The sequence below is a fragment of the Cellulosimicrobium sp. SJTW-1 genome, from assembly GCF_047716875.1.
GTDB lineage: Bacteria > Actinomycetota > Actinomycetes > Actinomycetales > Cellulomonadaceae > Cellulosimicrobium > Cellulosimicrobium funkei.
Window position 1 is genome coordinate 3,592,712 of record NZ_CP136680.1, and the last position, 25,337, is coordinate 3,618,048.

Here is a 25,337-nt window from a genome sequence, read left to right on the forward strand (position 1 = left end):
ACGTCGGGACCCTCCCGACGGCCCGAGCAAGGAGGCCCCGGTGCGGACCCTCGTCCTGCTGGCCCTCGTGGGCCTCGGTGCCCAGCTCGTCGACGGCAGCCTCGGCATGGCGTACGGCGTGACGTCCACGACGCTCCTGCTCGCGATCGGGACCAACCCCGCGGCGGCGTCGGCGACGATCCACCTCGCGGAGATCGGGACGACGCTCGCGTCCGGCGCGGCGCACTGGCGGTTCGGGAACGTCGACTGGAAGGTCGTGCTGCGCATCGGCGTGCCGGGCGCGCTCGGGGCGTTCGCGGGCGCGACGTTCCTCGCGAACCTGTCGACCGAGGTCGCCGCCCCCGTCATGTCGCTGCTGCTCCTCGCGCTCGGCGTCTACGTGCTCTCACGCTTCACGTTCGCCGGGCTGCCGACGGGTCGCCTCGGGCTGCCGCTGCGCAAGCGGTTCCTCGCGCCGCTCGGCCTCGTGGCCGGCTTCGTCGACGCCACGGGCGGCGGCGGCTGGGGCCCGGTGGGCACGCCCGCCCTGCTCGCGTCGGGCCGGATCGAGCCCCGCAAGGTCATCGGGTCCGTCGACACGAGCGAGTTCCTCGTCGCGGTCGCCGCGTCGCTCGGGTTCCTCTGGTCGCTCGGCTCGCAGGGGATCGACCTGACGTGGGTCGTGGCGCTCCTCCTCGGCGGGCTCGTCGCCGCGCCGATCGCGGCGTGGCTCGTGCGGATGCTCCCGCCCCGGATCCTCGGCTCGGCCGTGGGCGGCGTCATCGTGCTCACCAACGTCCGCACGCTGCTGCGCTCCGACTGGGTGGACGCGAGCAGCGCGGTCCAGGGCGTCGTGCTGGCGCTCGTCGCGGTCGTCTGGGCCGCGGCCGTCGTCTGGTCGGTGCGGGCGCACCGCCGCGCCGTAGCGGCGGAGGCAGCGGCCGACCCGACACCCGCCGACACCCCCCACCCGGCCCCGGCCACCCGCTGACCCGCTCCGCCGAGCAGGCGGTTGTGGTCCGTCCTGGCGGCAGGACGGACCACAACCGCCTGTTCGACCTCCGGGGGACGGCTCGATCTCAGTCGGTCGCGTAGCGGTGGACGAAAGTTGCGAGGATGCGGTGGGGCTCCCGGACGTCGCCGCGCCGGACGGCCGCCTCGACGTCGCCCGCGGCCTCGGGCGGGAAGTAGCCGTAGTCCCGGTAGACGCCGATGCGCGTGAGGATGCCCTCCAGGTCGAGCTCCGGGTGGAACTGCGTCGCGTAGAGGTTCTCCTTGACGCGGAACATCTGCACCGGGCACGCGTCCGACGTCGCGAGCAGCACCGCGTGCGGCGGCAGCTCCCGCACCGCCTCCTTGTGGCCCACGTACGCCTCGAACGCGTCCGGCAGGCCCGCGAGCAGCGGGTCGGCCCGGCCCTCCGGGGTGAGCCGGATCGTCACGGGCGAGATGGGCTCGGCGTACGTGTCGTCCAGCACCGCGCCCTCGTGCAGGCCGAGCGTCCCGACGCCGTAGCACGCCCCGAGGAACGGGACGTCGCGCTCGACGATCTCGTCCAGGAGCGGCGCGAGCTCGCGCTCGACCCGGCGCTGCGTCACCGACTTCTCCGCCTCGGGTCGCGACGAGTCGAACGGGCTGCCGCCGACGATCACCCCCGAGTACGCATCGAGGTCGATCGCCGGCAGCGGGCCCGCCTCCATCCGGACGCGGTGCAGCTCGTGCGGCGCGAGGCCGGAGTGACGCAGCACCGCCGCGTGCTCGCCGTCCGCGGCCGGGTCCTCCGCCCGGGACGCCAGCAGCAGGAAGGGCTTCATGCCGGTCAGGCTAGGGGCGCTCCGGCGGCCACGCCCGCGGGCGCCGGGCCGCGGCCCGGACGCGGCCGAGCGGTGGCGCGGACGGGGTCGAGGGCCCGGCCCCGCGGTCCGTCCCGCCTCAGCTCCAGCGGAACAGCCGGATGCCGAGCGGCAGGAGCACGGCCGTCCACACGGCCATGACGACCACCTGCACCGTGGGGAAGCCCTCCTCGAACCACCCCGCCGTCATCGCCTGCGACGCGGCACCGAGCGGCGTGAACCTCCCGACCTGCGCGACGGCCTCCGGCATCATCGGCCCCGGCGTCCACAGCCCGGAGAGGAACAGGAGCGGGAAGTAGATGAGCGTCCCGATCGCGGACGCCGTGCTCGCCTTGGGCGCACGCGCCGCGACGAGGGTGCCGAGCGCGTACATCGACGCGACGCCGAGGACGAACGCCAGCACGACCGTCGCCGCGTTCTGCGGCGCCGGCAGGCCGAACACGAGCTGCCCGACGACGAGCGCGACCACGGACGCGACCACGACGGCGACGAGGTTGATGACGAGGTGCGCGACGACGATCCCCTGCGGGCGCATGGGCGTCGTCGACAGCCGCCGCAGCAGGCCCTTCTCGCGGAACGTGGCGAAGTAGACCGGCATGGTCGTCAGGGCCGGGGTCGCGATCGCGGCGGCGAGCACCACGGGCGCGTAGAGCGCGACGGGCGTGAGCCCGCCCCACGGCGGGGGCGCGTCCTCGATCGGCACCCGCATCCCGGGGATGGCGAACCCGACCCCGACGAGCAGGACGGTCGGGAACACGAGCGCGAAGAACACCGTCCCCGGGTCGCGCAGCCAGAGCCGCGCCTCCGTGGCGAGCAGGACGCCGAACCCGCGCCAGCCGCTGCTGCGGCGGACGGGCGCGGCGGACGGGGTCAGGGTCGTGGCGGTCATCGGGACTCCCCTCGGGTCGGCCGGGCGTCGGTCGCGTCCGAGGCGTCGGTCGCGTCCGGGTCGTAGGTGCGGCCGGTCACGGCCACGAAGACGTCCTCGAGCGTGCGGGAGACGGTCCGGACGTCGTCGGGCACGACCTCGTGCTCGGCGAGCGCGAGCACGACGGCGGGCAGCACCCGTCGGGAGCCCGTGACCTCGATCTCGCGCCCGCCGGTCGGCGACGCCTCGACGCGCTCGACGTCCGCGAGCCCCGCGATCGTGTGCAGCGCGAGGTCGTGGTCCGCGGGCGGCACGCGCAGGCGCACGGTGCGCGACGTGTCGACGGAGTCCACGAGCTCCGCGGGCGTGCCCTGCGCGACGACCCGGCCGCGGTCGATGATGACGAGCCGGTCGCACAGGCGCTCCGCCTCGTCCATGAAGTGCGTGACGAGCAGGATCGTCACGCCGCGGTCGCGCACGCGCTCGACGAGCTCCCACGTCGCGCGGCGGGCCGCCGGGTCGAGCCCGGTGGTGAGCTCGTCGAGGATCGCGACGCGCGGGTTCCCGACGAGCGCGAGCGCGATCGACAGGCGCTGCTTCTGCCCGCCCGAGAGCTTGGCGAACGCGACGCGCCGGTGCGCGGCGAGGTCGAGCAGGTCGAGGAGCTCCTCCACGTCGCCGGGCGACGCGTAGAACGAGGCGAAGAGCCGCATCGCCTCCTCGACCGTGATCTTCTCGTTGAGCGCGGCCTCCTGGAGCTGGACGCCGACGACGTCGCGCACCGCGGCGGGGTCGGCCTGCGGGTCGACGCCGAGCACGCGCACCGTGCCGCCGTCGGCCTGGCGCAGCCCGGCGAGGCACTCGACGGTCGTCGTCTTGCCGGCCCCGTTGGGCCCGAGGATGCCGAAGATCTCGCCCGGCCGGACGGTGAGGCTCACGTCCTCGACCGCGACGGTGCGCGTGCCGGAACCCTGCGGTCCCGGGTACGTCTTGCGCAGGTTCCGGATCTCGACGACCGGGGCGGGCCCGGCCGTGCGGTCGGCGGGCGGGGCGGGCGACGTCGCCGTCGTGCCGCCCGGGGGCGGTGCTGCGGTGCTCATGGTGACCTCCAGGAGGGTGTGCGGCACCCACGGACGGCGCCGTGCGCCGCCCGGACGGGTGGGAGTGCGGTGGGAGGGTGCCGCCGGTCAGGCGCTCGCGGTGCCCGCGAACTCGACCGGACGGATCGCGACGCCCCGCAGGACGACGCGCAGGAGCAGTGCGGCGAGCACGACCCCGACGAGCCCGCCGAGCACGGCGAGCCAGACGGGGGTGCCGTCGAGACCGACGACGCGCGAGAGCGCGTGGCCGAAGAACCCGGAGCGGAGGAACACCTCGCTCACCACGACGGTCGCGAGCGACGCGACGACGAGCAGCACGCCGCGCAGGAACCCGAAGCCGTAGAAGCCCGCGGCGACGACCATGCCCGCGAGGTAGTAGACGACGCAGAACGTGCCCTCGACGAGGATCATGAGCCCGACCTCGGACCCGTCCGCGTAGAGCTGCGTGAGGTCCTGCTCCGTCGGCCAGCCGGCCCGGCGGAACAGCGCCCACTCCGCCCACCGCACGAGCGCGGTCGCGATCCCGAACGTGAGCCCGGAGACGGCGGCGCCGATCCACAGCCCGTGCGTGTACGACCGCCGCGTGCCGCCGGCGGCGACGTGCAGCGCGATCGACATCAGCGGCAGGAGGATGCCCATGACGAAGAGGAAGAACTTCGCCGAGCCCGCGACGCCGCCCACGCCCTCGATGCTCACGTCGTCGTTGCGCAGCATGATCCACAGGACGAGGGCCCCGATGGCGAGCGCGATGAGCCAGAACCACACGCCGACGTACCAGGTGCCGCCGATGAAGTACCAGGCGACGGCGCGGACGCCGCGCCGGTGGGCGGCCTTCTCGAGCGCGCGGCGCTCCGCGGCGCGCGGGGTCGTGGCGGTCATCGTGCCTCCTGCGTGCGGGTGCGGGCGCGCGCGCCGTCCTCGGTGCGGTCGGTGCGCGTGAGGTGGACGAACAGGTCCTGGACGGGCACCGACCCGACCTCGAGCCCGGCCGCGGCGGCCGCGGCCCGCTCGTCGGGGGCGAACGTGCCGAAGAGGGTGACCTGGGCCGTGCTCCCCAGCCGCTGCCGGGCGAGCACCTCCCGGCCCGCGGTGTGGCGCTCGACGACGTCCGCCGGCCCGGTGAGGCTGACGCCGCGCGCGCGGACGTCGTCGGCGTTCTCGGCGAGGATGACCCGCCCGCGGTCGATGATCACGACGTCCTCGAAGAGCCGCTCGACCTCGGCGATGAGGTGGCTCGAGAGCAGGATCGTGCGCGGGTGCTCGGCGTAGTCCGCGACGAGCGCGTCGTAGAACGCGTAGCGGCTCGGGGCGTCCATGCCGAGGTAGACCTCGTCGAAGATCGTCAGGGGCGCGCGGGCGGCGAGCCCGACGACCGCCCCGAGCGCCGAGCGCTTGCCGCGCGAGAGCTCGTTGGGCTTCTTGCGGACGTCCACCTCGAACGTGTCGAGGAGGCGCCCGGCGAGGTCGGCGTCCCAGTGCGGTCGCACGTCCGCGTAGTACTCGAGCGTGTCGCGCGCCTTGTCGGACTCCCCCACGTCGCCGCTCTCGCGCACGAGCTGGGTGTGCATGGTCGCCCAGACGTTCTCGAACGGGTCCTCGAGCTCGCCGTCCGGACCGACGCGGACCGTGCCCGACGTCGGGCGCCGGAACGCGGCGAGCAGGGCCGCGAGCGTCGTCTTGCCGGCGCCGTTGCGGCCCAGGAGGCCGGTGATGACGCCGGGGCGGATCGTCAGGGTCGCGCCGTCGAGCGCGGGGTCGTCGCCGCGGGAGTACCGCACGACGACGTCGCGCACCTCGGCGCCGAAGGGCGCGGTCGCGGCGGGGAAGTCGGTGGGGTGGCTGGTGGGCCGGGCGGTCACGGGTCTCACCTCGGGGTGGGGTCGGTGTCGGGGCCGGTACGGGGTGCGTCGCCGGTCCCGGGACCGGCGGGCCGCGGGCGGCCGAGGACGTGCTCGACGATCTCGGCGGCCGGGATGTCCAGGAGGTCCGCCTGCGCCAGCGCGGGGTCGAGGACCTCGTCGAAGAACCGTGCGCGGTGCTCGGCGAGCAGCCGCTCGCGCGCGCCGGGTGCGACGAACATGCCGAGCCCGCGCCGCTTGTAGAGGACGCCCTCGTCGACGAGGCCGGCAAAGGCCTTGGCCGCCGTCGCCGGGTTGATCCGGAACGTCGTCGCGAACTGCGTCGTGGACATGACCTGCTCCTCCTCCGCGAGCTCCCCCGCGAGCACCTGCGCACGGATCATCTGCGCGATCTGGAGGTAGATGGGTTCAGGTCCGTCGAACATGGGGCCCATCCTCTCCCGCCTCGCGCGTTCTGTGGTTCATTACTTGAGTAATGAACCACAGATGAGGCGCTGCGCGCAACCCCTCTTCCGGACGCGGCGACCAGCTCCGGGCGGAACGATGGGGGACGTCAGTGGCAGGGCTGGTGCCAGTCGCGCCGGTCCGGCAGGCCGCGAGGCGGAGGAGGCGAGGTGGGCGGAGCGTGCGAGCTCGCGGGCGGGACGCCCTGGGCCGAGCCGCTCAGCACGTGGACGAGCCTCGCGTTCGTCCTGGCGGGCGCGGCCGTCGTGCTGGCGGCGCGGCGGTCCGGAACCGGGACGCACGCGGCCCCGGGCGTGGCCGACGCCGTGGGTGCGGCGTCGCGCCTCCGCGTGGCCTTCGGGGTGCTGGTCGTCCTCATCGGGGTGGGCTCCGTGGTGCAGCACGGGCCGTCGCCGTCGTGGAACCCCGTCGCGCACGACCCGCCGCTGCTCGGGGCCCTCGCGCTCGTCGCCGCCGACGCCCTCACGGACCTCACCGGGCGCCGCCTGCGGACGTGGTGGTGGCTCGCACCGACCCTGCTCGGGGTCGTGCTCGCGGCGGTCTCGGTCCCGGCGTCCACCGCCGCCCAGGTGGTCGCGGCGGGCGTCGCCGTGGCCGCGAGCGCCGCGCGCGCGTGGCGACGGCCCGCCGTCCGACGCCGCACGGTCGCCGCGCTCGCGCTGCTCGCCGTCGGCGGCACCGCGGGGACCCTGACCCGCCCGGGCTGGCCGCTGTGCGACGTCGACGGCGCGCTCGGCCTCGTGCTCCCGGGGCACGCCGTCTGGCACGTGCTCGCCGCCACGGCGCTGTGGGTGCTCGCACCGACGCTCGGGACCCGCCCCGCGCCCGCACGCTCGCCCTGACCCGCTCCCTTCACCCGCCCCGGGCGGTACCCACGGCGGGCGGGCGGTGGGACGCTGGGAGGATCCGGCGTCCGCGGCGGGCCCCGCCCTCCGGCCGCCGGCGGTCTCGAAGGAGTGAGGCAACGATGGTCACCATCAGGCGCGGGTTCTCCAGCTTCTCGGCGGACGACCTCGACGCGGCGCGCGCGTTCTACGGGGACACCCTCGGGCTCCCCGTCACGGCACTCGACGGCGGGAACGGTCTGGTGCTCCACCTCGGCGGCGGCTCGGACGTGTTCGTCTACCCGAAGGAGGACCATCGGCCGGCCGCCTTCACGGTCATGCACCTCACCGTCGACGACGTGGACCAGGTCGTCGACGAGCTCACCGCGAAGGGCGTGACGTTCGAGCGCTACGAGGGGTTCGACCAGGACGAGAAGGGGATCGCGCGCGGCTTCATGGAGGGCGGCGACGGCGCCTGGTTCACCGACCCGGCCGGCAACATCGTGGGCCTCGCGGACGGGGACGACATGGCCCGGCTCGTCGAGGGCTGAGCGCACCCCGCTGACACCCCGGCTCGCGAGGTAGAGCCCTGGTCACGACCGGGGCTCTACCTCGCGCGACCGGAGCTCTACCTCGCGGGACCGGGGCTCTACCTCGCGAGGGCGGGGGCGAACGCGGCGCGGACGCCGTCGAGGTCCTGCGCGACGAGCTCGGCGAGCTGCACCGCGTTGAGCGCGGCGCCCTTGCGGAGGTTGTCGTTCGAGACGAACAGCACGAGGCCGCGTCCGCCGGGGACGGACTGGTCGGTGCGGACGCGACCGACGAACGACGGGTCCTTGCCCGCCGCCTCCAGCGGGTTCGGCACGTCCGCGAGCGCGACGCCGGGGGCGGCAGCGAGGATCTCGCGCGCCCGGTCGGGCGTGATCGCGGCGCCGAACTCGGCGTGGATCGCGAGCGAGTGCCCGGTGAACACGGGGACGCGCACGCACGTGCCCGCGACGGCGAGCTCGGGCAGCCCGAGGATCTTGCGGGACTCGTTGCGGAGCTTCTTCTCCTCGTCCGTCTCCTCCTGCCCGTCGTCGACGATCGACCCGGCGAGCGGGACGACGTTGAACGCGACGTTGCGCGGGAAGACGGTGGGCTCGGGGAGGGCGACCGCGCCGCCGTCGTGCACGAGCCCGACGAGCCCGGCGCCCGTGCCCTCGGCCGCCGCGCCCGCGACGGCCTGGGCGCGCAGCTCCTCCGCACCGGCGAGCCCGGCCCCGGAGACGGCCTGGTACGTCGCGACGACCAGGCGCTCCAGCCCGGCCTCGTCCGCGAGCGGCTTGAGGACGGGCATCGCGGCCATCGTCGTGCAGTTGGGGTTGGCGATGATGCCCTTGCGCGCCTCGCGCAGCGCGCCCGGGTTCACCTCCGAGACGACGAGCGGGACGTCGGGGTCCATGCGCCACGCGGAGGAGTTGTCGATGACGACGGCGCCCGCGGCGGCGAACCGCTCGGCCTGCGCCTTCGACGTCGCGCCGCCCGCGGAGAAGAGCGCGACGTCGATCCCGCGCAGGTCCTCGGTCGAGGTCGCGGCGACGTCCTCCACGACGACGTCGGTCCCGCGCCACGGGAGCGTCGACCCGGCGGAGCGCGCCGACGCGAAGTAGCGGACGCTCGCGACGGGCAGGTCGCGCTCCTCGAGGAGGCGGCGCATGACCGCGCCGACCTGGCCGGTCGCGCCGACGACGGCGAGGTGCAGACCGGGGGTGCTCTGGGTGCTCATGGTGGGTCCTCTCCTGCGTCGGGTCAGCGGCCGGTGCCGGCGTAGACGACGGCCTCGCCGTCGGCGGCGTCGAGCTCGAAGGCGGTGTGCACGGCGCGCACCGCGTCGTCGAGCGAGTCCTCGCGCGTGACGACGGAGATGCGGATCTCCGAGGTGGAGATCATCTCGATGTTGATGCCCGCGTCGCGCAGCGCGCCGAAGAGCTTCGCGGAGACGCCGGGGTGCGACTTCATGCCGGCGCCGACGAGCGAGAGCTTGCCGATCTGGTCGTCGAACTGGAGCGAGTCGAACCCGATCTCGGCCTGCAGCGCCGAGAGGGCGGACATCGCGGCCGGGCCGTCACCCTCGGGGAGGGAGAACGAGATGTCGGTGAGGCCCGTGCGGGCCGCCGACACGTTCTGCACGATCATGTCGATGTTCACGCCCGAGCCCGCGACGACCTCGAAGATCCGCGCGGCCGTGCCCGGGACGTCGGGCACGCCGACGACGGTGATCTTGGCCTCGCTGCGGTCGTGCGCGACGCCGGAGATGATCGGGTCTTCCATGACGGTCTCCTCGGGAAGGTCTGCGGTGCTGCCGGCGGTGCCGGCCGGGGAGCCGGCGCTCGCGCCGGGGCGCGCGGTGTACGCGTCCGCGCTGACGAACGTGCCGTCCTTGCCGCTGAAGGACGAGCGCACGTGGATGGGGACGCCGTACCGGCGGCCGTACTCGACGCAGCGCAGCGCGAGGACCTTCGCGCCGCTCGCCGCCATCTCGAGCATCTCCTCGTACGTGATGCGGTCGATCTTGCGCGCGGACGGCACGATGCGCGGGTCGGCCGTGAACACGCCGTCCACGTCGGTGTAGATCTCGCACACGTCGGCGTCGAGACCTGCCGCGAGCGCGACGGCGGTCGTGTCCGACCCGCCGCGCCCCAGCGTCGTCACGTCGTTCGTCGACTGCGTGACGCCCTGGAACCCCGCGACGATCGCGACCTGGCCGCGGTCGAGGGTCTCGCGCACGCGCGTCGGGACGACGTCGACGATGCGCGCCTTGCCGTGCACCGCGTCGGTGATGAGACCGGCCTGCTGCCCGGTGAACGACTTCGCCTTCACGCCGAGGCTCGTGATGGCCATCGCGAGCAGCGACATCGAGATGCGCTCGCCCGCGGTGAGGAGGATGTCCATCTCGCGCTGCGGAGGGAGGGGGCTGACCTGCTGGGCGAGGTCGATGAGCTCGTCGGTCGTGTCGCCCATCGCCGAGACCACGACGACGACGTCGTTCCCGGCCCGCTTCGCCTCGGCGATGCGCTTGGCCACCCGCTTGATGCTCTCGGCGTCCGAGACGGACGAACCGCCGTACTTCTGCACGACAAGTGCCACGTGCTGCTCCATCTGTCGCCGGCCTCCGTCTCTCTCAACGGCCCGCCGGGTGCTTGTGGGTCGGTCGATGATAGGCACGCGTCCCACGCCCCGGCCAAGCCCGTCCCGCCCTGCGGACCGTGACGACCGACGCCGGGCTCACACCTCCGGCAGCACGCGCGCCCGCGGACCGGCCACGACGACGTACGCCAGCCCGACGACGACGGCCCCGCCGACGAGGTTGCCGAGGCCCACCCAGGTGAGGTTGCGGCCGAAGTCGGCCCACGTCGTCGGGCCGAGGTCGCCGAAGAGCCCGAGGGAGAACGTCGTCATGTTGGCGACGACGTGCTCGAACCCGGACGCGATGAACGCGAGGATCCCCCAGAACAGGATGACCGCCTTGCCCGCCTCCGAGCGCAGGCGCCCGCAGGCCCAGATCGCGGCGCACACGAGGACGTTGCACAGCACGCCGCGGAAGAACAGCTCTCCCCCGGTCTCGTGCGCCTTGGCCCGCAGCATCGAGGCGACCATCTCGCCCGCGGCCGCGTTCGAGCGCAGCACCCCCGCCTGCGTGACGGCCCAGGCGAAGAGCATCGACCCGGCCAGGTTGCCGACGAGGCACAGGCCCAGCGTGGCGACGGCGTCGCGCACCCGGACGGCGCGCGTGGCGACGCCCTGGGTGAGGACCATCATCGCGGACGTGGCGAGCTCGGCCCCGGCGAAGACGACGAGGGTGAGGGCCGCGGCGAACACGCCGCCGGCGACGAGCCGCTCGCCCGGCGCCCCGCCGGCGAGGAACGGGCCCGCCGTCGCGACCATGAGCACGACGCCGACGCCGATGTACGCGCCCGCGAGCATCGCCGCGACGAGGTAGCGCCCGGGGCGTCTGGCGAGGAGCACCTTCTCCCGGGCCGCCTCCGACTGGGTGGTCACCGCCTGGGCGAGGGTCTGCACGCCCTCGATCCTCGCGGCCCGAGCGGGCTCCCGGACAGGGCCGGTGGTCGCGACGGAGCGGGACCGAAGGTCCGCCCACCGGCTCCGGGCCGCACGGTGCGGGAACGTCCGAGAGGCCGCGCGCGGTCTCCCGCTCGCGGCCCCTCGGGCGTCGGTCCCGGTCGGTCGTCAGCCGACGCGGCGCCGGTAGATCGCCGTCGCCCACGCATAGGCAAGGACGAGGATGCCCACGAGCCACGCGAGCGCTACCCAGATGTCGCTCCCGACGGGCTGGCCGGCGAAGAGCGACCGCAGGGTGTCGACGATCGCGGTGACGGGCTGGTTCTCGGCGAACCACGCGACCGGCCCCGGCATGCTGTCCGTCGGGACGAACGCCGAGCTGACGAACGGCAGGAAGATCAGCGGGTAGCTGAAGGCTGACGCGCCGTCGACCGTCTTGGCCGAGAGCCCGGCGACGACCGCGAGCCAGGTCAGCGCGAGGACGAACAGGACGAGGATGCCGAGCACGGCCAGCCACGATCCCACCGACGCGCTCGTGCGGAACCCCAGGAGGAGCGCGACCCCGACGACGAGCGTCACGGAGACGAGGTTGGCCACGAGCGAGGTGAGCACGTGCGCCCACAGGACGCTGGAGCGGGTGACGGGCATCGACCGGAAGCGCTCGACGATGCCGCCCTGCAGGTCCAGGAACAGCCGGTAGGACGTGTACGCGACGCCCGACGCGACGGTGATGAGCAGGATGCCGGGCAGCAGGTAGTCGACGTACGACCCGCCGCTCCCGGTGTCGATCGCGCCCCCGAGCACGTAGACGAACAGGAGCATGAGCGCGATCGGGGTCACGGCGGTCGTGATGATCGTGTCGGGGCTGCGCAGCACGTGGCGCAGCGAGCGGCCCGTGAGGGCTCGGGTGTCGGCCAGGGCGTGGGTGGTCATCGGGCTTCCTCTCCTGCCGGGCGGGCGCCGTCGACGCTCGTCCGGTCCGCGGTGGGGGCGCTGTCGCCGGCGTCGCCGACGAGCGCGAGGAACACGTCCTCGAGGGAGGGCTGCTTCTCGACGTACTCGACGGTCGCCGGGGGCAGCAGGGCCTTGAGCTCGGCCAGGGTGCCGTTCTGGATGATCGTCCCGCGGTGCAGGATCGCGATCCGGTCGGCGAGCTGCTCGGCCTCGTCGAGGTACTGGGTGGTGAGCAGCACCGTGGTGCCGCCCCGGGCCAGCTCGCGCACCGTGGCCCAGACCTCGTTGCGGGCCTGCGGGTCGAGGCCCGTCGTCGGCTCGTCGAGGAAGATGACGGACGGGTCGCCGACGAGGCTCATGGCGATGTCCAGCCGGCGCCGCATCCCGCCCGAGTAGGTCCCGGCGCGGCGGGCCCCGGCGTCGGTGAGGGCGAACCGGGCGAGCAGGTCGTCCGCGACGCGGCCCGGGTCGGCCAGGTGCCGCAGGCGGGCGACGAGCACCAGATTCTCCCGCCCGGTGAGCACCTCGTCGACCGCGGCGAACTGCCCCGTCAGCGAGATGGACTCGCGCACCTGCCCGGGCTGGGCGACGACGTCGTGCCCGTCGACGGCCGCGGTCCCCGCGTCCGGCGCGAGCAGGGTGGACAGGATCCGCACGAGCGTCGTCTTGCCCGCACCGTTGGACCCGAGCAGCGCGACGATGCTCCCGCGCGCCACCTCGAGGTCGACACCGCGCAGCACGCGCAGGTCGCCGTACGACTTCTCGATGCCTCGCACCCGGACGGCCGGGGCGAGGGTCTGGTCAGCAGACATCTGCGGATCTCCGATCCTGAGGTTGGTGGGTTCAGGGCCGGCGGACGACGACGTCGCCGAACCCGGTGCTGGCGTGGATCTCCGCGGTGGCCTCGTCCTCGACGGGGCCCTCCGTGGGCGTGAGGTGGTTGCGCACGCTGCCGTGCTCGGAGCTCGCGTCGAGGAACGCGGCGGTGCCCTCGGGCACGCCCACCTCGATCGAGCCGTACGACGTCGCGAGGGTGACGCTCCCGGAGTCCAGGCGCTCGACCCGGATGCCGGCGTGCGCGGACTTGGCCGTGAGCGTGCCGCTCACGCGCGCCACCGCGATGTCGCCGTGCGCGCCGTGCACGGCGAGCGAGCCGGTGACGGCGCCGACCGTCGTCGTGCCGTTGGTCGCCTTGATGGTGCCCTCGCCACGGACCTCCTCGACGCGGACCGACCCGGCGCTGACGCGGGCGTCCAGCGAGCCCCGCACGCGGCGCGCCGCCACGGAGCCCGCCGAGGCCTTGACGTCGAGCCGGTCGACGTCCTCGACGCGGGCGTCCCCGGCGGAGAGCGCCATCTCGACGGTACCGAGGCTGCCCTCGGCGTAGAGCGAGCCCGCCTTGCCGCGCACGTCGGAGCCCGCGGGCAGCTCGACGGTGATGTCGGCGGTGCCGGACGCGAACGGCAGCACGTACTGCTTCCACGACCCGGGGTAGGAGATCGTCAGGGCGCTGCCGTCGCCGTCGACGCGGACCGCCTCGGCGGCGCGGACGCTGCCGGACTTCGCGGGATCGGTCGGCAGGACCGTGACGACGACGTCGTCGCGGTCGCCGGCGACCACGTGCAGCTGGGCGAACGGCACGTCGACGACGACGGGCAGGGGCTGAGGGGCGGGGAAAGTGGGCATGACGAAGCTCCAGGAGTGGTGTCGTGGTGGTGTCAGGTGCGGTCGGAGGAGGCGGGGACGGGGACCGAGGTGGTCAGCGCACCCAGCCGGTGACGCGGGCGGAGCCGCGCTGCTGCGGGCGGGCCTGCGCGGCAGGGCGTCCGGTGGACTGCTCGAGCGCCGCGGCAACCGCGCGCACGAGCCACGTGTTGACGGAGACGCCGTCGCGCGCGGCGGCGGTCTCGGCCTGCGTCTTGAGGTGGTCGGGCAGGCGCAGGGTCGTGCGGGTCGTGGCCCCCGCCTCGACGTCGGTCGGCGCGGGGCCGGCCGGCGCGGCCGGCGTGCTCGCCGGGACGAGCGCCTCGGTCGGGGCGGGCGCGACGGCGGGGACGGCGACCACGAACTCAGGGGCACCACCGCGCAGCCGCACGTCCACCGACCCGGGGGCGAGCTCCGCGGAGATCTCCCCCGCCGCGGCGGAGAGCGCGTCGAGGAGGACGAGACGCACGGCCGCGTCCAGCGGAGCGGTCAGGCGCTCGGCGAGCCGACGGCCGTCGTCACCGGCGGCGTCCGCAGCAGCGGCGAGGCGGTCCTGGAGGTCGTCGACGTACGGGGTGAGGTCCATGACGCCATCATGGCACCACGTGTGGTGTCACCGCAACCCCTGAGTGACAACACGATGACACCATGGGTGACACCCGCCTCGAGACGCCGGGACCTCAGGCCGTGAGGTCGCGGACGACGTCGTACCCGAGCTTGACGATGAGCGCGCCGACGACGACCACGAACACCACGCGCACGAACGCGCTGCCCTTGGCGACCGCCATCCGGGCGCCCACGTACGCCCCGAGCAGGTTGGCCGCGCCCATGACGAGGCCCAGCCCCCACAGCACCGCGCCGTACGGCACGAAGAAGATCAGCGCGCCGGCGTTCGTGGCGAAGTTCGCGATCTTCGCGAGCGCCGACGCCGGCAGGAACGCGTACCCGAGGATGCTCACGAGCGCGATGACGAAGAACGTCCCCGTGCCCGGGCCGAGCAGGCCGTCGTAGGTGCCGATGACGAGGCCGATCCCGGCCGCTGCCCAGCGGTGGCCGTTGCCCTCCCAGCGCAGGTTCGTCGTGTGCCCGAGCTTCGGCTTCGCGATCGTGTAGGCCGCGACGCCGACGAGCACCACGAGGATGATCGGCTTGAACAGGTCGGCCGGGATGCGCGACGCGAGCGCCGCTCCCCCGACGGCGCCCACGAGCGCCGCGAGCGCCATGGGCCCGGCGGTGCGCAGGTCCGGCCCGACGCGCCGGTAGTACGTCGCGGCGCTCACCGACGTCCCCATGATGCTCGCGAGCTTGTTCGTCGCGAGCGCCTGCACGGGGCTGATGCCGGGGACCAGGAGCAGCGCCGGGAGCTGGACGAGCCCGCCCCCGCCGACGACGGCGTCGATCCACCCCGCCGTGAGCGCGGCGAGGACGAGCAGGAGGACGGTCACGCCGTCGATCTCGAGCCCGCCGGAGACCGGGAGGGAGAGGGCGGGAAGCACCCCCCAGTGGTACCACGCCCACGGGCCGCGCCCGGGCCGGGTCCACGGCCGGTCCGCGGCGTCGAGGACGCCGCGCCCCTTCCCTACGCGTAACCGCACGGTTACGCTTGACGCATGGACGTGTTCGAGGCGGTCGCCGACGACGTGCGCCGCGACCTGCTCCGCGCGCTGCAGGCCAGGTCGCTCAGCGCGGGCGACCTCGCGCGCGTGCGCGACGACGTCTCCCGCCCGGCCGTGAGCCGCCACCTGCGCGTGCTGCGCGAGGCGGGGCTCGTGGAGGCCGTCGTCGCGGGACGCCGTCGCGTCTACTCGCTGCGGCCCGCCGCGCTCGACCCCCTCGCCGCGTTCGTCGCGGCGCTCACCAGACCCGCCCCGCCCGTCCCGGCGCGGGCGCTCGACGGCCTCGACCTCGAGGTCCGCCGCACGACCCGAGAACGTCGTGCCGAGCGCGGCACGACCCGGCACGAGGAGAGCGCATGAGCGACCCGACGACCCCATCGGCAGCGCCCGTCCCGCCAGCACCCGGTCTGCCGACACCCGGCGGGACGGTGGAGCGCGGCCCCGCGGGCGACGAGCTCGTCGTCACGCGGACGTTCCGCGCGCCGGCCGACGACGTGTGGGCGAGCCTCACGGAGCCCGGCCGGCTCGCGCGGTGGATCGGCTACTGGGAGGGCGACCCCGCGACCGGCCGCGTCGAGTTCTTCATGACGGCCGAGAGCGACGACCCCGATCCCGAGGAGTACCGCATCACCCGGTGCGAGCCGCCGCACCGCTTCGCCGGGGTGACGTCCTCGGGCGACCAGACGTGGCACCTGTCCTTCGAGCTCACCGAGCAGGACGGCGTCACGACGCTGACCTTCCGCCAGCTCCTCGGCCCCGGCGACGACGCGCGGAACGTGGGGCCCGGGTGGGAGTACTACCTCGACCGGCTCGTCGCCGTGCGCGAGGGGCGCGACGCCGCCACCGTGCCGTGGGAGCCGTACCTCGCCGGGCTGGCGGACCACTACGGCCGGGCGGCCGGCGCCGTCTGACCGCGGGACGCCCGCGGCGCCGGGACCGACGGCTCAAGACTGAAGGGCGTCGTACTCCGCCTCGGTCGCGACGTCGTCCTCGACGTCGAGACGCAGGTGCGCGAGCGCGAGCTGCAGGACGCGCAGCGCGCTCGCGGCGCGCTCCCCCCACAGTGAGACGTAGGAGAACTGCCACCACCACAGGCCCTCGAGCTCACGGCCGCCGTCGTAGTGCTGCAGGCCCTTCGCGAGGCACTCGGCCACGCACGCCAGGTCGCCCGAGAGCGACGCCGCGCCGACCTCGGCACCGACGAGCGGGTCGGTGATCTCGGCGTAGTCGTCGAACCCGTCGAAGATCCGCGCGAGCGCCGTCCGCAGCGGGTCCACGTCCGTGTCGCGGCCGGCGTCGGGCTCGAAGCGCTCCACCGGTACGACGTCGCCCACGGCCCCCAGGCGGGCGCCCGCGGCGAGCGCGTCGGACAGCGCGAGGAGCAGGAGCGGCAGCACCGCGCCGGGGGCCGCGCCGGACGCGACCTGCGTCGTCGTGGTGAGGTAGGCGCGGGCCTGCTCCGCCATGCCCTCGGCGATGTCCCGCAGGTCGGGGTCGTTGTGGATCTCCCCCATGCTCGTCACCTCCCGTCAGCCGCCGACGAGGCGGCGGCCCTCGAACGCCCGGCCGAGCGTCACCTCGTCCGCGTACTCCAAGTCTCCACCGACCGGGAGGCCCGACGCGAGGCGGGTCACGCGCAGGCCCATGGGGCCGAGCATGCGCGCGAGGTAGGTCGCGGTGGCCTCGCCCTCGACGTTCGGGTCGGTCGCGAGGATCACCTCGGTCACCTGACCGTCCGCGAGCCGGCTCATGAGCTCCGCGATCCGCAGGTCGCCCGGCCCGACGTTCTCGATCGGGTTGATGGCGCCGCCGAGCACGTGGTACCGGCCGCGGAACTCGCGCGTGCGCTCGATCGCGACGACATCCTTGGGCTCCTCGACGACGCAGATCACCTCGGGCGAGCGGCGCGGGTCCGCGCAGATGCGGCACTGCTCCGACTCCGCGACGTTGCCGCACGTCTCGCAGAAGCGGACGCGCGCCTTGACCTCGGTGAGCGCGTCGGCGAGCCGGCGCACGTCCACCGCGTCGGCGGCGAGCAGGTGGAACGCGATGCGCTGCGCGCTCTTGGGCCCGACGCCGGGGAGTCGGCCGAGCTCGTCGATCAGGTCCTGGACAGCGCCTTCGTACACACCCCCAGCCTACGGGGCGCGGCCCACACGCCGAGCCCGGCCCGCCGCTCTCGCGGACGGGCCGGGTCGGCGCTCAGGCCACGGTCATCCCGGCGGCTCGGGCGTCACGGTCCGCGTCGTGCCGTCGGCGTACGTCGCCTCGTAGGTGATGGCGGGCTCCGGGCCGCCCTCGCCGCCGGGACCGTCCGCCGTCGCCGGGTCGAAGATCGGCCCGGGCCACCAGGCCACGAAGCGGCCGTCCTCGAGCGTGGTCGCGACGGCGGTCCCGTCCGCGAGCCGGAGCGTGAGCGCCACGACGTCGGCACCGGCGCGCCCGCCCGTCATCGACAGCACGGGACGCTCGCGGCTCCACGGGTAGGCCTTGCCGCCCGACTGGAACATCGCGCCCTCCGCGACGCCGCGGGAGGACGGGACGAGACCGCCACCGCTCGCGGACGCTGCGGAGAGGTCCTCCGCCTCGTCGGCGCCCGGGGGCAGGTAGCCGACGCACGACGACTGCAGGGTCTGCCCCTGTGCGTCGTCGTGCAGGTACATCACGGCCGCCCATGAGCCGCGACGCTCCGCGAGCACGACGTCGTCGACCGTCACCACCCGTTCGGAGCCGACCCGCGCGCGGCACGCCGCGTCCAGTACGGCGAGGTCCTGCGCGGAGAGCGGGTCCGGTTCGGGCGTCCACGACGCGAGCGCGTGCGGCGCCGGACCGACGAACGGGACCGCGAACGCCACCGCGGCGACAGCCGCCACGGCCGCCGGGACGCCGACCCGGCGCGCCGTGCGGCGCCGGGCCTGCACGGCGAGGTGCCCGACGGCGCGGGCACCCGTCGTGCCGGGCTCCTCGCCCGCGAGGATGTGGTCGAGGCCCTGGGCCGCACGCGCGGCCTCGGCGGCGGAGAGGTCGGACGCGGGGGCGGGATCGAGCCCGCGGAGGACGGTCAGGTCGTCGTGAGTCATCGGAGCGCCTCCTGGGCGGTGACGTCGAGGGATCGGGCACGGGAGGCGGCGGGCCGGTGGTCCGCAGCGTCCGTGTCGGCACCCTCGTCGAGGGCGAGCAGCCGACGGAGCGCCGTGCGAGCGCGGTGCAGACGGAGCCGGTAGGCGACCGGGGAGATGCCGAGGACGCGCCCTGCGTCCGCGGACGGCAGGTCCTCCCAGAGGAGCAGCGAGAGCACCTCCTGCTGGTCCGGGGTGAGCCGGCGCCATGCCGCCGCGAGGTCGGAGCGCGCAGCCGTCTGCTCGTCAGGGGCCGGGAGGAGCGGCTCGGGTTGCGCGGCGAGCCGGACACCGAGCGCACCGCGTCGGGTGCTCGCCCGCCGGTCGTTGAGGAGGCAGCCGCGCGCGACCCCGAACAGCCACGCCCGCTGGGCGTCCCGGGTCGGCGGGAGGTCGCGCATCCGCCGCCACGCGACGACGAACGCCTCGTGGACGACGTCCTCGGCGTGGTCGTCGTCGGTGCGTCGCCGCACGAAGCGGAGCACGTCGGCGTACGTGTCTCGGTAGAGGTCGCGGAACCGTTCCTCACGGTCCGCCACGGGAGGTGGGCTCATACCTCGTACGTGTCCGGCACCCGGCCCGCTGTTTCGAGAGAGTCAGCCCTGGTCGTGGATCTCCTCGATGATCTTGCCGTCGAGCAGGCTCACCACGAGCGCGGTCCCGACGAGGCCCGTCGAGACGATGTCGGGGTCGTCCGCGGACGGGAGGTCGTCCATCGGGTCGGCCGTGGACGGTTCGCCCCGCCGGGCGGGTTCCTCGGCGGGCCGCGGGACGCGGGCCGCCGCGATCGCCGCGCGCGCGGCGGAGACGCCGCGCAGCGGTGCGGCCGACGTGCCTGCGGACGCCGGTGCGGCGGGGGCCGCCGCGCGGGCGGGCGCCCCCTGCGGCGAGGCCGCGGGCGACGCGGCGGGCGGCCGTCCCGGCGCCGTCGGCGCGGGGGCGGCGGACGGCGCAGTGCGGGCGGGGGCCTGCGTGGGGGTCGGGGTGGTCGGCGGGGCCGGTTCGAGCACGGGCTCCGGCTCGGGGCCGTCGTCGAGGTCGGCGGGCGGCTCCGCGGGCAGCCCCGCGAGCCACGCCTCGTCCGCGCTGTCCACGCGCGGCTCTGGCGCCGGTGCGGACGCCGGGACAGACGCCCCGGCGAGCCACGCCTCGTCGGCGGCGTCCACCACGGTCGAGCGGGCCGGCGGCGCGGCAGGTGCGATCTCGGTGCTCGGTCGCTCCTGGAGCGCGACGGCGGCGCGCGGGGTCTCGTGCGCCTCCGCGGCCTCGTCCGCCGGGCGGGAGGCGCTCGCGGAGCGGGCGGCGCCGGGCGCGCTCGGCGCCGCGACGGTCGCGACCGGCACTCCTGGCTGCGCGCCGCCCGAGCCGTGGAGTGCGGCAGCCCCGGCGCTCGCCGAGGCGGACCCCGCGGGGCCGGACGCGGCGGGAGCCGCTGCCGTCGGGGCGCTCGCCGCCGGGCCGGACGACGTGGCGACGGGCGACGCAGGGCCCGACGGCGCGGGGCCGGCGGACGGCGCGGGCGACACCGGCGCCGGGCCGGACGACGGCGCCGAGCCGCCGCCCGCCGGGCCGCCCTCGTCGAGGCGCGGCTCGACGCGGACCTGGAGCCCGAGCGTCTGGTAGACGACGTCCTGGACCGCGCTCGTGTGCTTAGACGACGAGAACGTGCGGGCCAGCCCGGGCGACGGGAAGGCGAGGTAGAGCACGTCGGCGCCGAGCTCCGCGACCTGCGCGTTGGCGCTCACCAGCGACCACGTCACGGGGCTCGCACGCAGGTTCTCGAGGACCTCCGGCCAGCGCCGCCGCAGCTCCTCCGTCGTCAGGGCAGGGCTGGCGCCACCCGCCGCCGGAGCAGACGACGCGGCCGCCTCCTGCCGGGGAGCCGCCTCGCGCGGCGTCGACGGCCGCGGGGTCTGCTCGCGCGGCGCCTCCTCGCGGGACGTCTCCTGGCGCGAGGCCTCGTGGTGCGGTGCCTCGTGGTGCGATGCCTCGTGGTGCGATGCCTCGGGGGCGTGGGAGGGAGCATCCGCCGAGGCAGCAGAGGCAGCGGTCTCGCGGGCACGGGCGCCCGAGGCCTCGGACTCCGAGACGGGCGTCGTGCCGGACGCGGTGCGGGGCGGAGCGCTCGCCGCACCGGACACGAGACCGGTCCGCTCGGGGGCGGACGCCTCGGCGGGCGCGGTCTCCTCGCCCGGCGCGGACGAGTCCGTGGGAGCGGACGACGCGACGGCCGACCCGGCGCTGTCGACCGCCGACGACCCCGCGCCGTCGGCCGCGCGCGACGCGGCAGCAGGTGATGCGGCAGAGGGTGATGCGGCGGCAGGAGACGCGGAGGCGTCGCCGGACGGGCGGTCCTGCTCCGGCGCGGCGGGAGCCGCGACGTGCCCGACCGGCGTCGGCTCCTGCACGGTCGGCGCGCTCGCGGGTGCCGCGGCGGGCTGAGCCGGTCGCGCGGGCCGGAGCGCCGCGCGGACGGCAGCGGCGCCGGTGAGGCCCGAGGAGGGCGCGCCGGCCGGAGCAGCAGCCGGGGCCGTCGCGGTGGCCGTGGCGCCGTCGCCCGGGGCGGGCGTCCCCGCGGCCGGGGGGACCACGACGTTGCCCAGGCCTCCGCGCTCGAGCCGGTCGAGGCGCGCCGCGAACCCGGCCGCGCCGTCGTCCGCCCCGGGCAGGAGCAGGCGGGCCATGAGGAGCTCGAGGTGCAGGCGGGGCGACGTCGCGCCCGTCATCTCGGTGAGCGCGGCGTTGACGAGGTCGGCGGCCCGGGACAGCTCGGCCACCCCGAGGTGCTGCGCCTGCGTGCGCATGCGCTCGAGCTGGTCGGCGGGCTGGTCGCGCAGGACGGCCTGCGCCTCGTCGCCCGACACCGCGATGACGATGAGGTCGCGCAGGCGCTCGAGCACGTCCTCGACGAAGCGCCGCGGCTCGTGCCCCGTCGCGATGACGTGGTCCACGACCCGGAAGATGCTCGCGCCGTCGCGCGCGGCGAGCGCGTCCACGACGTCGTCGAGCAGGGTCGCGTGCGTGAAGCCGAGGAGCGCGACCGCGCGCTCGTACTCGACGGCGCCGTCCTCGGCACCCGCGATGAGCTGGTCCATGACGGACAGCGAGTCACGGACCGAGCCGCTGCCCGCGCGCGTGACGAGCGGGACCACGCCGCTGCCGATCGACACGCCCTCGGCCGCGCACAGCTCCTCGAGGTAGGGGCCGAGCACGTCCGGCGGGACGAGGCGGAAGGGGTAGTGGTGCGTGCGCGAGCGGATGGTGCCGATGACCTTGTCCGGCTCCGTCGTCGCGAACACGAACTTCACGTGCTCCGGCGGCTCCTCGACGAGCTTGAGCAGGGCGTTGAAGCCCTGCGGCGTCACCATGTGCGCCTCGTCGAGGATGAAGATCTTGTACCGGTCGCGCGCGGGAGCGAACGCCGCGCGCTCGCGCAGCTCGCGCGCGTCGTCCACGCCGTTGTGCGACGCCGCGTCGATCTCGACCACGTCGAGGCTGCCCGGGCCGCCGCGCGCGAGCTCGACGCACGACGGGCACTGCCCGCACGGCGTGTCGAGCGGGCTCTCGGGGGTGTTCCGCTCGCAGTTGAGCGTGCGCGCGAGGATGCGCGCGCTCGTCGTCTTGCCGCACCCTCGGGGCCCGGAGAACAGGTAGGCGTGGTTCACCCGACCGCTGCGCAACGCCTGCATGAGCGGTGCGGTCACGTGGTCCTGACCGATCACCTCGGCGAAGGTCTCGGGCCGGTAGCGGCGGTACAGGGCGGTGCTCACCCCGGTCACTCTAGACGTCGCGACCCACACGCACGAGGTCGCTCCGCCGTCGGTCCCGCCGGTCCCGGCCCGGCCACGTCAGCGGTGCAGCGCCTTGCGCGCGAGCCAGTTGCCCAGCAGCTGCGCGACCTGCACGATCGCGATGATGACGAGCACCGTCACGACCACGACGCCCCAGTTGTAGCGCTGGTAGCCGTAGACGATCGCGAAGTTGCCCAACCCGCCGCCGCCGATGATCCCGGCGATCGCCGACATGTCGAGCACCGCGATGAAGAGGAACGTGTAGCCGAGGATGAGCGGCGCGAGCGCCTCGGGCACGAGCACCGTCGTGATGATGCGCCACGACGACGCGCCCATGGCGCGCGCCGCCTCGATCACGCCCGGGTCGATGCCCACGAGGTTCTGCTCGACGATGCGGCTCGTGCCGAACGCCGTCATCACCGACAGCGGGAAGATGAACGCCTCGGTGCCGAGCGTCGTGCCGACCACCTGGAGCGTCACCGGTCCGAGCAGCGTGACGAAGATGATGAACGGGATCGGCCGCACGATGTTGACGAGCACGTTGAGCACGCCGAACACCCAGCGGTTGGCGAGCAGGTTGCCGCGCCGCGTCACGTAGAGCGCGATGCCGAGCGCGAGGCCCGCGACGCCGCCCGTGAGCAGGGCGACCGACACCATCTGGAGCGTCTGGCCGAACGACTCGACGAGTATCGGCCACAGCTGGGACCAGTCGCGGTTCATCAGCGGCCTCCGAGGTTGCCGTGGCGGAAGAGGGTGTCGCGGGCGAGACCGTACGGGTCGCCCGGGTCGTCGTCGGTCGGGTCGGGGGCGTCCTCGTCGGCCGGAGCCGCGGCGAGGCGCGCGACGCGCGGGTCGTCGAGCGGGTGCTCCGCCGTCCCGAGGTCGACGACGTCGGCGCGCTCGCCCAGCGCGAGGAGGAACGGCGCGATGCGGTCCTCGGGCGCGTCGAGCTCGACGGTGAGCGACCCGAACGGCCGCTCCCCCACCTCGGAGATGCCGCCGTAGACGACGGACCCGTCGACGTCGTGCTCGCGCAGCAGGCGGAACAGGTCCGTCCCGGTGCTCGCGCCCTCGCGCACGCCGACCGTCACGAGGCGGCCCGGGTGGCGCTCGCGCAGGCGGGCGAGCGTCTCGCGCGACGGCCGGTCGTGCAGCGCGGTGCCGACGAACCGCTGCGCGGCGTCGGCGCGGGGCGCGGAGAAGACGTCGTACACGTCGCCCGTCTCGACGACCCGCCCGTGCTCCATCACGGCGACGCGGTGGCACGTCGAGCGCACGACCTCCATCTCGTGCGTGATGACGACGATGGTGATGCCGAGCTCGGCGTTGACGCGCCGCAGGAGCGCGAGGACCTCGCGCGTCGTCTCGGGGTCGAGCGCGGAGGTCGCCTCGTCGGCGAGGAGGATCGTGGGCTGCGCCGCGAGCGCGCGGGCGATCCCGACGCGCTGCTTCTGCCCGCCCGAGAGCTGGCGCGGGTACGCCTTCGCCTTGTCCGCGAGGCCGACGAACGCGAGGAGCTCGGCGACGCGGGCCGCGCGCTTCTCGCGCGACCAGCCCGCCACCTTGAGCGGGTAGGCCACGTTCCCCGCGACGGTGCGCGACGACAGCAGGTTGAACTGCTGGAACACCATCCCGATGCGCGAGCGCACCTCGCGCACGCGGCGCTCGGACAGGCCCGTGATGACCTGCCCGTCGACGACGACCTCGCCGCTCGTCACCGTCTCCAGCGCGTTGACGAGCCGCACGAGCGTCGACTTCCCGGCGCCGGAGTAGCCGATGACGCCGAAGATCTCGCCGCGGCGGATGGACAGCGAGACGTCGTCGACCGCGTGCACGGCCCCGTCGCCCTCGCCGAAGGTCTTGCTCACGTGGCGCAGCTCGATCGCGGGCTGCTCGTCACCACCCGGGTCGCGGGGGACGTCGGTCACGTCGGAATCCTCTCGTCGGAGGCCGGGCCGCAGGGCCGGGCCGCCTGGCGCGGTCGGGGCCCGCCGTCGGGCGAGCCGTCCGCCTGCCATCGTCTCTCCCCGGCACGACGGCGCGCGAGGGCGGGCGCGTCCTGCGCGCCCGCCCTCCCGTCGCCCGGGACGTGCCGGGGTCAGCCGCGGATGTCGGCCTCGATGCCCGCGAGGATCTCCTGGAGCTCCGCCGGGGAGTTCTCCTTGATGACGGCGGTGCCGCCCGACGCCTTCTTCTCGGCCTCGACGACCTCCGGCGAGTGCGAGAGCTCGGCGAGCTTGAGCAGCGTCTCGTCGTCCTTGTCCTCGGCGCGCGCGACCCACACGTTGATGTAGGGCTTCGCGGCGTCGGAGTCGGGGTCGTCCTGGAACAGGGCCTCGTCGGGCGAGAGGCCCGCGTCCTCGACGAAGTCGTTGTTGATGATCGACGCGTCGACCGACTGGAGCTGGATCGGGGTCTGCGCGGCGTCGACGGGCGTGACGGTCACCTTCGAGCTGGGCAGCACGTCGGCCTCGGTGGAGATGGAGCTCCCGCCGTCCTTGAGCTCGACGAGGCCGGCCTCCTGCAGCACGAGGAGCGCGCGGGCGAGGTTCGTCGGGTCGTTGGGCACGGCGACCTGGCCGCCGTCGGGGATCTGCTCGAGCGACGTGTGCTTCGTCGAGTACAGGCCCAGCGGGTAGACGGCGGTCGCGCCGATGGGCTGCAGGTCGTCGTTCGCGTCCACGTTGTAGCCCGCGAGGAACTGCAGGTGCTGGAACTGGTTCACGTCGAGCTCGCCCTGGGACAGCGCGGGGTTGGCCTGCGTGTAGTCCTGGAGGTCGACGAGCTCGACGTCGATGCCCTCGGCCTCGGCCTGCTCCTGGAAGACGGCCCACTTGTCGTCGGACGCGCCGACGACGCCGACGCGGATCGGACCCCCGTCGCCGCTCTCGCCGGAGGCGCCGCCCGAGGAGTCGCCGCCACCGCACGCGGTGAGGGTCAGGGCGGCCGTCGCGGCGATCGCGGTCCAGGTCAGGCGCTTGCGGGTGGTGGAGAACGACATGGGGGTTCCTTCCGATGACGGCGGCGCGGTCACGGGTGGCGACCGGCACGGCCGGGAGTGCAGGGGGTCCCTGCGAGGCGGTGGGGTTCGGGGTGCTTCCGGCGGGCCATCAGCCACGCGGCGAGCGGGGGCCGGTCGTCGT

27 protein-coding genes are annotated in these 25,337 nt (G+C 74.9%); 5 read left to right on the forward strand and 22 right to left on the reverse strand.

What is annotated here, in order from left to right; genetic code table 11:
* The first annotated feature begins 40 nt into the window (after nucleotides 1-40).
* Nucleotides 41-970 carry a sulfite exporter TauE/SafE family protein gene (locus tag RSE42_RS16125; protein WP_043654400.1) on the forward strand — a complete coding sequence of 310 codons (930 nt, stop codon included), beginning with the start codon at nucleotides 41-43 and terminating at the stop codon, nucleotides 968-970.
* Between the two features lie 88 nt (nucleotides 971-1,058).
* Here RSE42_RS16125 and RSE42_RS16130 read toward each other — a convergent pair whose 3' ends face one another.
* The 6 genes from RSE42_RS16130 to RSE42_RS16155 form a co-directional block, all read right to left on the reverse strand.
* Nucleotides 1,059-1,793, reverse strand: a complete 735-nt coding sequence (locus RSE42_RS16130) for a glutamine amidotransferase (RefSeq protein ID WP_415297112.1) — start codon at nucleotides 1,791-1,793, stop codon at nucleotides 1,059-1,061.
* Between the two features lie 118 nt (nucleotides 1,794-1,911).
* A complete protein-coding gene (locus tag RSE42_RS16135) occupies nucleotides 1,912-2,721 on the reverse strand; it encodes an ABC transporter permease (RefSeq protein WP_415297113.1) in 810 nt (269 codons plus the stop codon).
* Complete coding sequence (locus RSE42_RS16140) at nucleotides 2,718-3,800, reverse strand: ABC transporter ATP-binding protein (protein WP_415297115.1); 1,083 nt, start codon at nucleotides 3,798-3,800, stop codon at nucleotides 2,718-2,720. The genes RSE42_RS16135 and RSE42_RS16140 overlap by 4 nt, the downstream gene beginning before the upstream one ends.
* An 87-nt stretch (nucleotides 3,801-3,887) precedes the next feature.
* Nucleotides 3,888-4,679 carry a hypothetical protein gene (locus tag RSE42_RS16145; RefSeq protein ID WP_396050390.1) on the reverse strand — a complete coding sequence of 264 codons (792 nt, stop codon included), beginning with the start codon at nucleotides 4,677-4,679 and terminating at the stop codon, nucleotides 3,888-3,890.
* Entirely contained in the window at nucleotides 4,676-5,659 is a 984-nt protein-coding gene (locus tag RSE42_RS16150) for an ATP-binding cassette domain-containing protein (RefSeq protein WP_415297117.1), read from the reverse strand. Before RSE42_RS16150 ends, RSE42_RS16145 begins: the two co-directional genes overlap by 4 nt.
* A 5-nt stretch (nucleotides 5,660-5,664) precedes the next feature.
* Nucleotides 5,665-6,084, reverse strand: coding sequence for a GntR family transcriptional regulator (locus RSE42_RS16155; RefSeq protein WP_031316974.1), 420 nt, complete (start codon nucleotides 6,082-6,084; stop codon nucleotides 5,665-5,667).
* Nucleotides 6,085-6,273: 189 nt separating this feature from the next.
* Here RSE42_RS16155 and RSE42_RS16160 point away from each other — a divergent pair, with 189 nt between their 5' ends.
* Together RSE42_RS16160 and RSE42_RS16165 are read left to right on the forward strand one after the other, a co-directional pair.
* The gene (locus RSE42_RS16160; protein ID WP_415297120.1) at nucleotides 6,274-6,966 is read left to right on the forward strand and encodes a hypothetical protein; all 693 of its coding nucleotides are present in this window, start codon (nucleotides 6,274-6,276) and stop codon (nucleotides 6,964-6,966) included.
* 125 nt (nucleotides 6,967-7,091) lie between these two features.
* Complete coding sequence (locus RSE42_RS16165; RefSeq protein ID WP_085387301.1) at nucleotides 7,092-7,499, forward strand: VOC family protein; 408 nt, start codon at nucleotides 7,092-7,094, stop codon at nucleotides 7,497-7,499.
* Nucleotides 7,500-7,597: 98 nt separating this feature from the next.
* On the opposite strand, the gene RSE42_RS16170 is transcribed toward RSE42_RS16165, so the two are convergent.
* The 8 genes from RSE42_RS16170 to RSE42_RS16205 all read right to left on the reverse strand — a co-directional run bounded on the left by RSE42_RS16170 (nucleotide 7,598) and on the right by RSE42_RS16205 (nucleotide 15,164).
* Complete coding sequence (locus tag RSE42_RS16170) at nucleotides 7,598-8,716, reverse strand: aspartate-semialdehyde dehydrogenase (RefSeq protein WP_415297122.1); 1,119 nt, start codon at nucleotides 8,714-8,716, stop codon at nucleotides 7,598-7,600.
* A gap of 23 nt (nucleotides 8,717-8,739) precedes the next feature.
* Nucleotides 8,740-10,077, reverse strand: a complete 1,338-nt coding sequence (locus RSE42_RS16175; protein WP_031316267.1) for an aspartate kinase — start codon at nucleotides 10,075-10,077, stop codon at nucleotides 8,740-8,742.
* A 138-nt stretch (nucleotides 10,078-10,215) separates the two neighbouring features.
* The gene (locus tag RSE42_RS16180) at nucleotides 10,216-11,010 is read right to left on the reverse strand and encodes a formate/nitrite transporter family protein (RefSeq protein WP_171468381.1); all 795 of its coding nucleotides are present in this window, start codon (nucleotides 11,008-11,010) and stop codon (nucleotides 10,216-10,218) included.
* Nucleotides 11,011-11,178: 168 nt separating this feature from the next.
* Nucleotides 11,179-11,943, reverse strand: coding sequence for an ABC transporter permease (locus tag RSE42_RS16185; RefSeq protein WP_171468382.1), 765 nt, complete (start codon nucleotides 11,941-11,943; stop codon nucleotides 11,179-11,181).
* Nucleotides 11,940-12,776 carry an ABC transporter ATP-binding protein gene (locus RSE42_RS16190; protein ID WP_085387298.1) on the reverse strand — a complete coding sequence of 279 codons (837 nt, stop codon included), beginning with the start codon at nucleotides 12,774-12,776 and terminating at the stop codon, nucleotides 11,940-11,942. Before RSE42_RS16190 ends, RSE42_RS16185 begins: the two co-directional genes overlap by 4 nt.
* A gap of 31 nt (nucleotides 12,777-12,807) precedes the next feature.
* A complete protein-coding gene (locus tag RSE42_RS16195) occupies nucleotides 12,808-13,650 on the reverse strand; it encodes a DUF4097 family beta strand repeat-containing protein (RefSeq protein WP_086149772.1) in 843 nt (280 codons plus the stop codon).
* Nucleotides 13,651-13,723: 73 nt separating this feature from the next.
* On the reverse strand, nucleotides 13,724-14,254 hold the full coding sequence (locus tag RSE42_RS16200) for a histidine kinase (RefSeq protein WP_163188673.1): 531 nt from the start codon (nucleotides 14,252-14,254) through the stop codon (nucleotides 13,724-13,726).
* A gap of 94 nt (nucleotides 14,255-14,348) precedes the next feature.
* Nucleotides 14,349-15,164 (reverse strand): TSUP family transporter, encoded by an 816-nt coding sequence (locus tag RSE42_RS16205; protein WP_170982126.1) that lies wholly within the window; start codon nucleotides 15,162-15,164, stop codon nucleotides 14,349-14,351.
* A 114-nt stretch (nucleotides 15,165-15,278) separates the two neighbouring features.
* Here RSE42_RS16205 and RSE42_RS16210 point away from each other — a divergent pair, with 114 nt between their 5' ends.
* Nucleotides 15,279-15,644 carry an ArsR/SmtB family transcription factor gene (locus RSE42_RS16210; protein WP_168945295.1) on the forward strand — a complete coding sequence of 122 codons (366 nt, stop codon included), beginning with the start codon at nucleotides 15,279-15,281 and terminating at the stop codon, nucleotides 15,642-15,644.
* A complete protein-coding gene (locus RSE42_RS16215) occupies nucleotides 15,641-16,195 on the forward strand; it encodes an SRPBCC family protein (protein WP_085387295.1) in 555 nt (184 codons plus the stop codon). Before RSE42_RS16210 ends, RSE42_RS16215 begins: the two co-directional genes overlap by 4 nt.
* 33 nt (nucleotides 16,196-16,228) lie before the next feature.
* On the opposite strand, the gene RSE42_RS16220 is transcribed toward RSE42_RS16215, so the two are convergent.
* The 8 genes from RSE42_RS16220 to RSE42_RS16255 form a co-directional block, all read right to left on the reverse strand.
* Nucleotides 16,229-16,798: a DUF5063 domain-containing protein gene (locus tag RSE42_RS16220; RefSeq protein WP_415297127.1), complete on the reverse strand. Its 570-nt coding sequence runs from the start codon at nucleotides 16,796-16,798 to the stop codon at nucleotides 16,229-16,231.
* Nucleotides 16,799-16,813: 15 nt separating this feature from the next.
* Nucleotides 16,814-17,413 (reverse strand): recombination mediator RecR, encoded by a 600-nt coding sequence (recR, locus tag RSE42_RS16225; RefSeq protein ID WP_021483478.1) that lies wholly within the window; start codon nucleotides 17,411-17,413, stop codon nucleotides 16,814-16,816.
* Nucleotides 17,414-17,497: 84 nt separating this feature from the next.
* The gene (locus RSE42_RS16230) at nucleotides 17,498-18,364 is read right to left on the reverse strand and encodes a hypothetical protein (RefSeq protein WP_415297129.1); all 867 of its coding nucleotides are present in this window, start codon (nucleotides 18,362-18,364) and stop codon (nucleotides 17,498-17,500) included.
* Nucleotides 18,361-18,957: an RNA polymerase sigma factor gene (locus RSE42_RS16235; protein ID WP_396050368.1), complete on the reverse strand. Its 597-nt coding sequence runs from the start codon at nucleotides 18,955-18,957 to the stop codon at nucleotides 18,361-18,363. Before RSE42_RS16235 ends, RSE42_RS16230 begins: the two co-directional genes overlap by 4 nt.
* Before the next feature lie 42 nt (nucleotides 18,958-18,999).
* Nucleotides 19,000-22,173, reverse strand: coding sequence for a DNA polymerase III subunit gamma and tau (locus RSE42_RS16240; protein WP_415297131.1), 3,174 nt, complete (start codon nucleotides 22,171-22,173; stop codon nucleotides 19,000-19,002).
* A 78-nt stretch (nucleotides 22,174-22,251) separates the two neighbouring features.
* Entirely contained in the window at nucleotides 22,252-22,914 is a 663-nt protein-coding gene (locus RSE42_RS16245) for a methionine ABC transporter permease (protein WP_021483094.1), read from the reverse strand.
* A complete protein-coding gene (locus RSE42_RS16250) occupies nucleotides 22,914-24,122 on the reverse strand; it encodes a methionine ABC transporter ATP-binding protein (RefSeq protein ID WP_082774752.1) in 1,209 nt (402 codons plus the stop codon). Before RSE42_RS16250 ends, RSE42_RS16245 begins: the two co-directional genes overlap by 1 nt.
* Nucleotides 24,123-24,292: 170 nt before the next feature.
* Complete coding sequence (locus RSE42_RS16255) at nucleotides 24,293-25,195, reverse strand: MetQ/NlpA family ABC transporter substrate-binding protein (RefSeq protein WP_021482467.1); 903 nt, start codon at nucleotides 25,193-25,195, stop codon at nucleotides 24,293-24,295.
* Nucleotides 25,196-25,337 lie beyond the last annotated feature (142 nt).

Bases quoted from the DNA above. Each gene is read 5' to 3' on its own strand.
- RSE42_RS16245 (WP_021483094.1), bottom strand. From the start codon at position 22,914: ATGAACCGCGACTGGTCCCAGCTGTGGCCGATACTCGTCGAGTCGTTC.
- RSE42_RS16200 (WP_163188673.1), bottom strand. From the start codon at position 14,254: ATGGACCTCACCCCGTACGTCGACGACCTCCAGGACCGCCTCGCCGCT.
- RSE42_RS16165 (WP_085387301.1), top strand. From the start codon at position 7,092: ATGGTCACCATCAGGCGCGGGTTCTCCAGCTTCTCGGCGGACGACCTC.
- RSE42_RS16130 (WP_415297112.1), bottom strand. From the start codon at position 1,793: ATGAAGCCCTTCCTGCTGCTGGCGTCCCGGGCGGAGGACCCGGCCGCG.
- RSE42_RS16190 (WP_085387298.1), bottom strand. From the start codon at position 12,776: ATGTCTGCTGACCAGACCCTCGCCCCGGCCGTCCGGGTGCGAGGCATC.
- RSE42_RS16170 (WP_415297122.1), bottom strand. From the start codon at position 8,716: ATGAGCACCCAGAGCACCCCCGGTCTGCACCTCGCCGTCGTCGGCGCG.
- RSE42_RS16185 (WP_171468382.1), bottom strand. From the start codon at position 11,943: ATGACCACCCACGCCCTGGCCGACACCCGAGCCCTCACGGGCCGCTCG.
- RSE42_RS16235 (WP_396050368.1), bottom strand. From the start codon at position 18,957: ATGAGCCCACCTCCCGTGGCGGACCGTGAGGAACGGTTCCGCGACCTC.
- RSE42_RS16155 (WP_031316974.1), bottom strand. From the start codon at position 6,084: ATGTTCGACGGACCTGAACCCATCTACCTCCAGATCGCGCAGATGATC.
- RSE42_RS16215 (WP_085387295.1), top strand. From the start codon at position 15,641: ATGAGCGACCCGACGACCCCATCGGCAGCGCCCGTCCCGCCAGCACCC.
- RSE42_RS16210 (WP_168945295.1), top strand. From the start codon at position 15,279: ATGGACGTGTTCGAGGCGGTCGCCGACGACGTGCGCCGCGACCTGCTC.
- RSE42_RS16140 (WP_415297115.1), bottom strand. From the start codon at position 3,800: ATGAGCACCGCAGCACCGCCCCCGGGCGGCACGACGGCGACGTCGCCC.
- RSE42_RS16135 (WP_415297113.1), bottom strand. From the start codon at position 2,721: ATGACCGCCACGACCCTGACCCCGTCCGCCGCGCCCGTCCGCCGCAGC.
- RSE42_RS16220 (WP_415297127.1), bottom strand. From the start codon at position 16,798: ATGGGGGAGATCCACAACGACCCCGACCTGCGGGACATCGCCGAGGGC.
- RSE42_RS16230 (WP_415297129.1), bottom strand. From the start codon at position 18,364: ATGACTCACGACGACCTGACCGTCCTCCGCGGGCTCGATCCCGCCCCC.
- RSE42_RS16145 (WP_396050390.1), bottom strand. From the start codon at position 4,679: ATGACCGCCACGACCCCGCGCGCCGCGGAGCGCCGCGCGCTCGAGAAG.
- RSE42_RS16255 (WP_021482467.1), bottom strand. From the start codon at position 25,195: ATGTCGTTCTCCACCACCCGCAAGCGCCTGACCTGGACCGCGATCGCC.
- RSE42_RS16195 (WP_086149772.1), bottom strand. From the start codon at position 13,650: ATGCCCACTTTCCCCGCCCCTCAGCCCCTGCCCGTCGTCGTCGACGTG.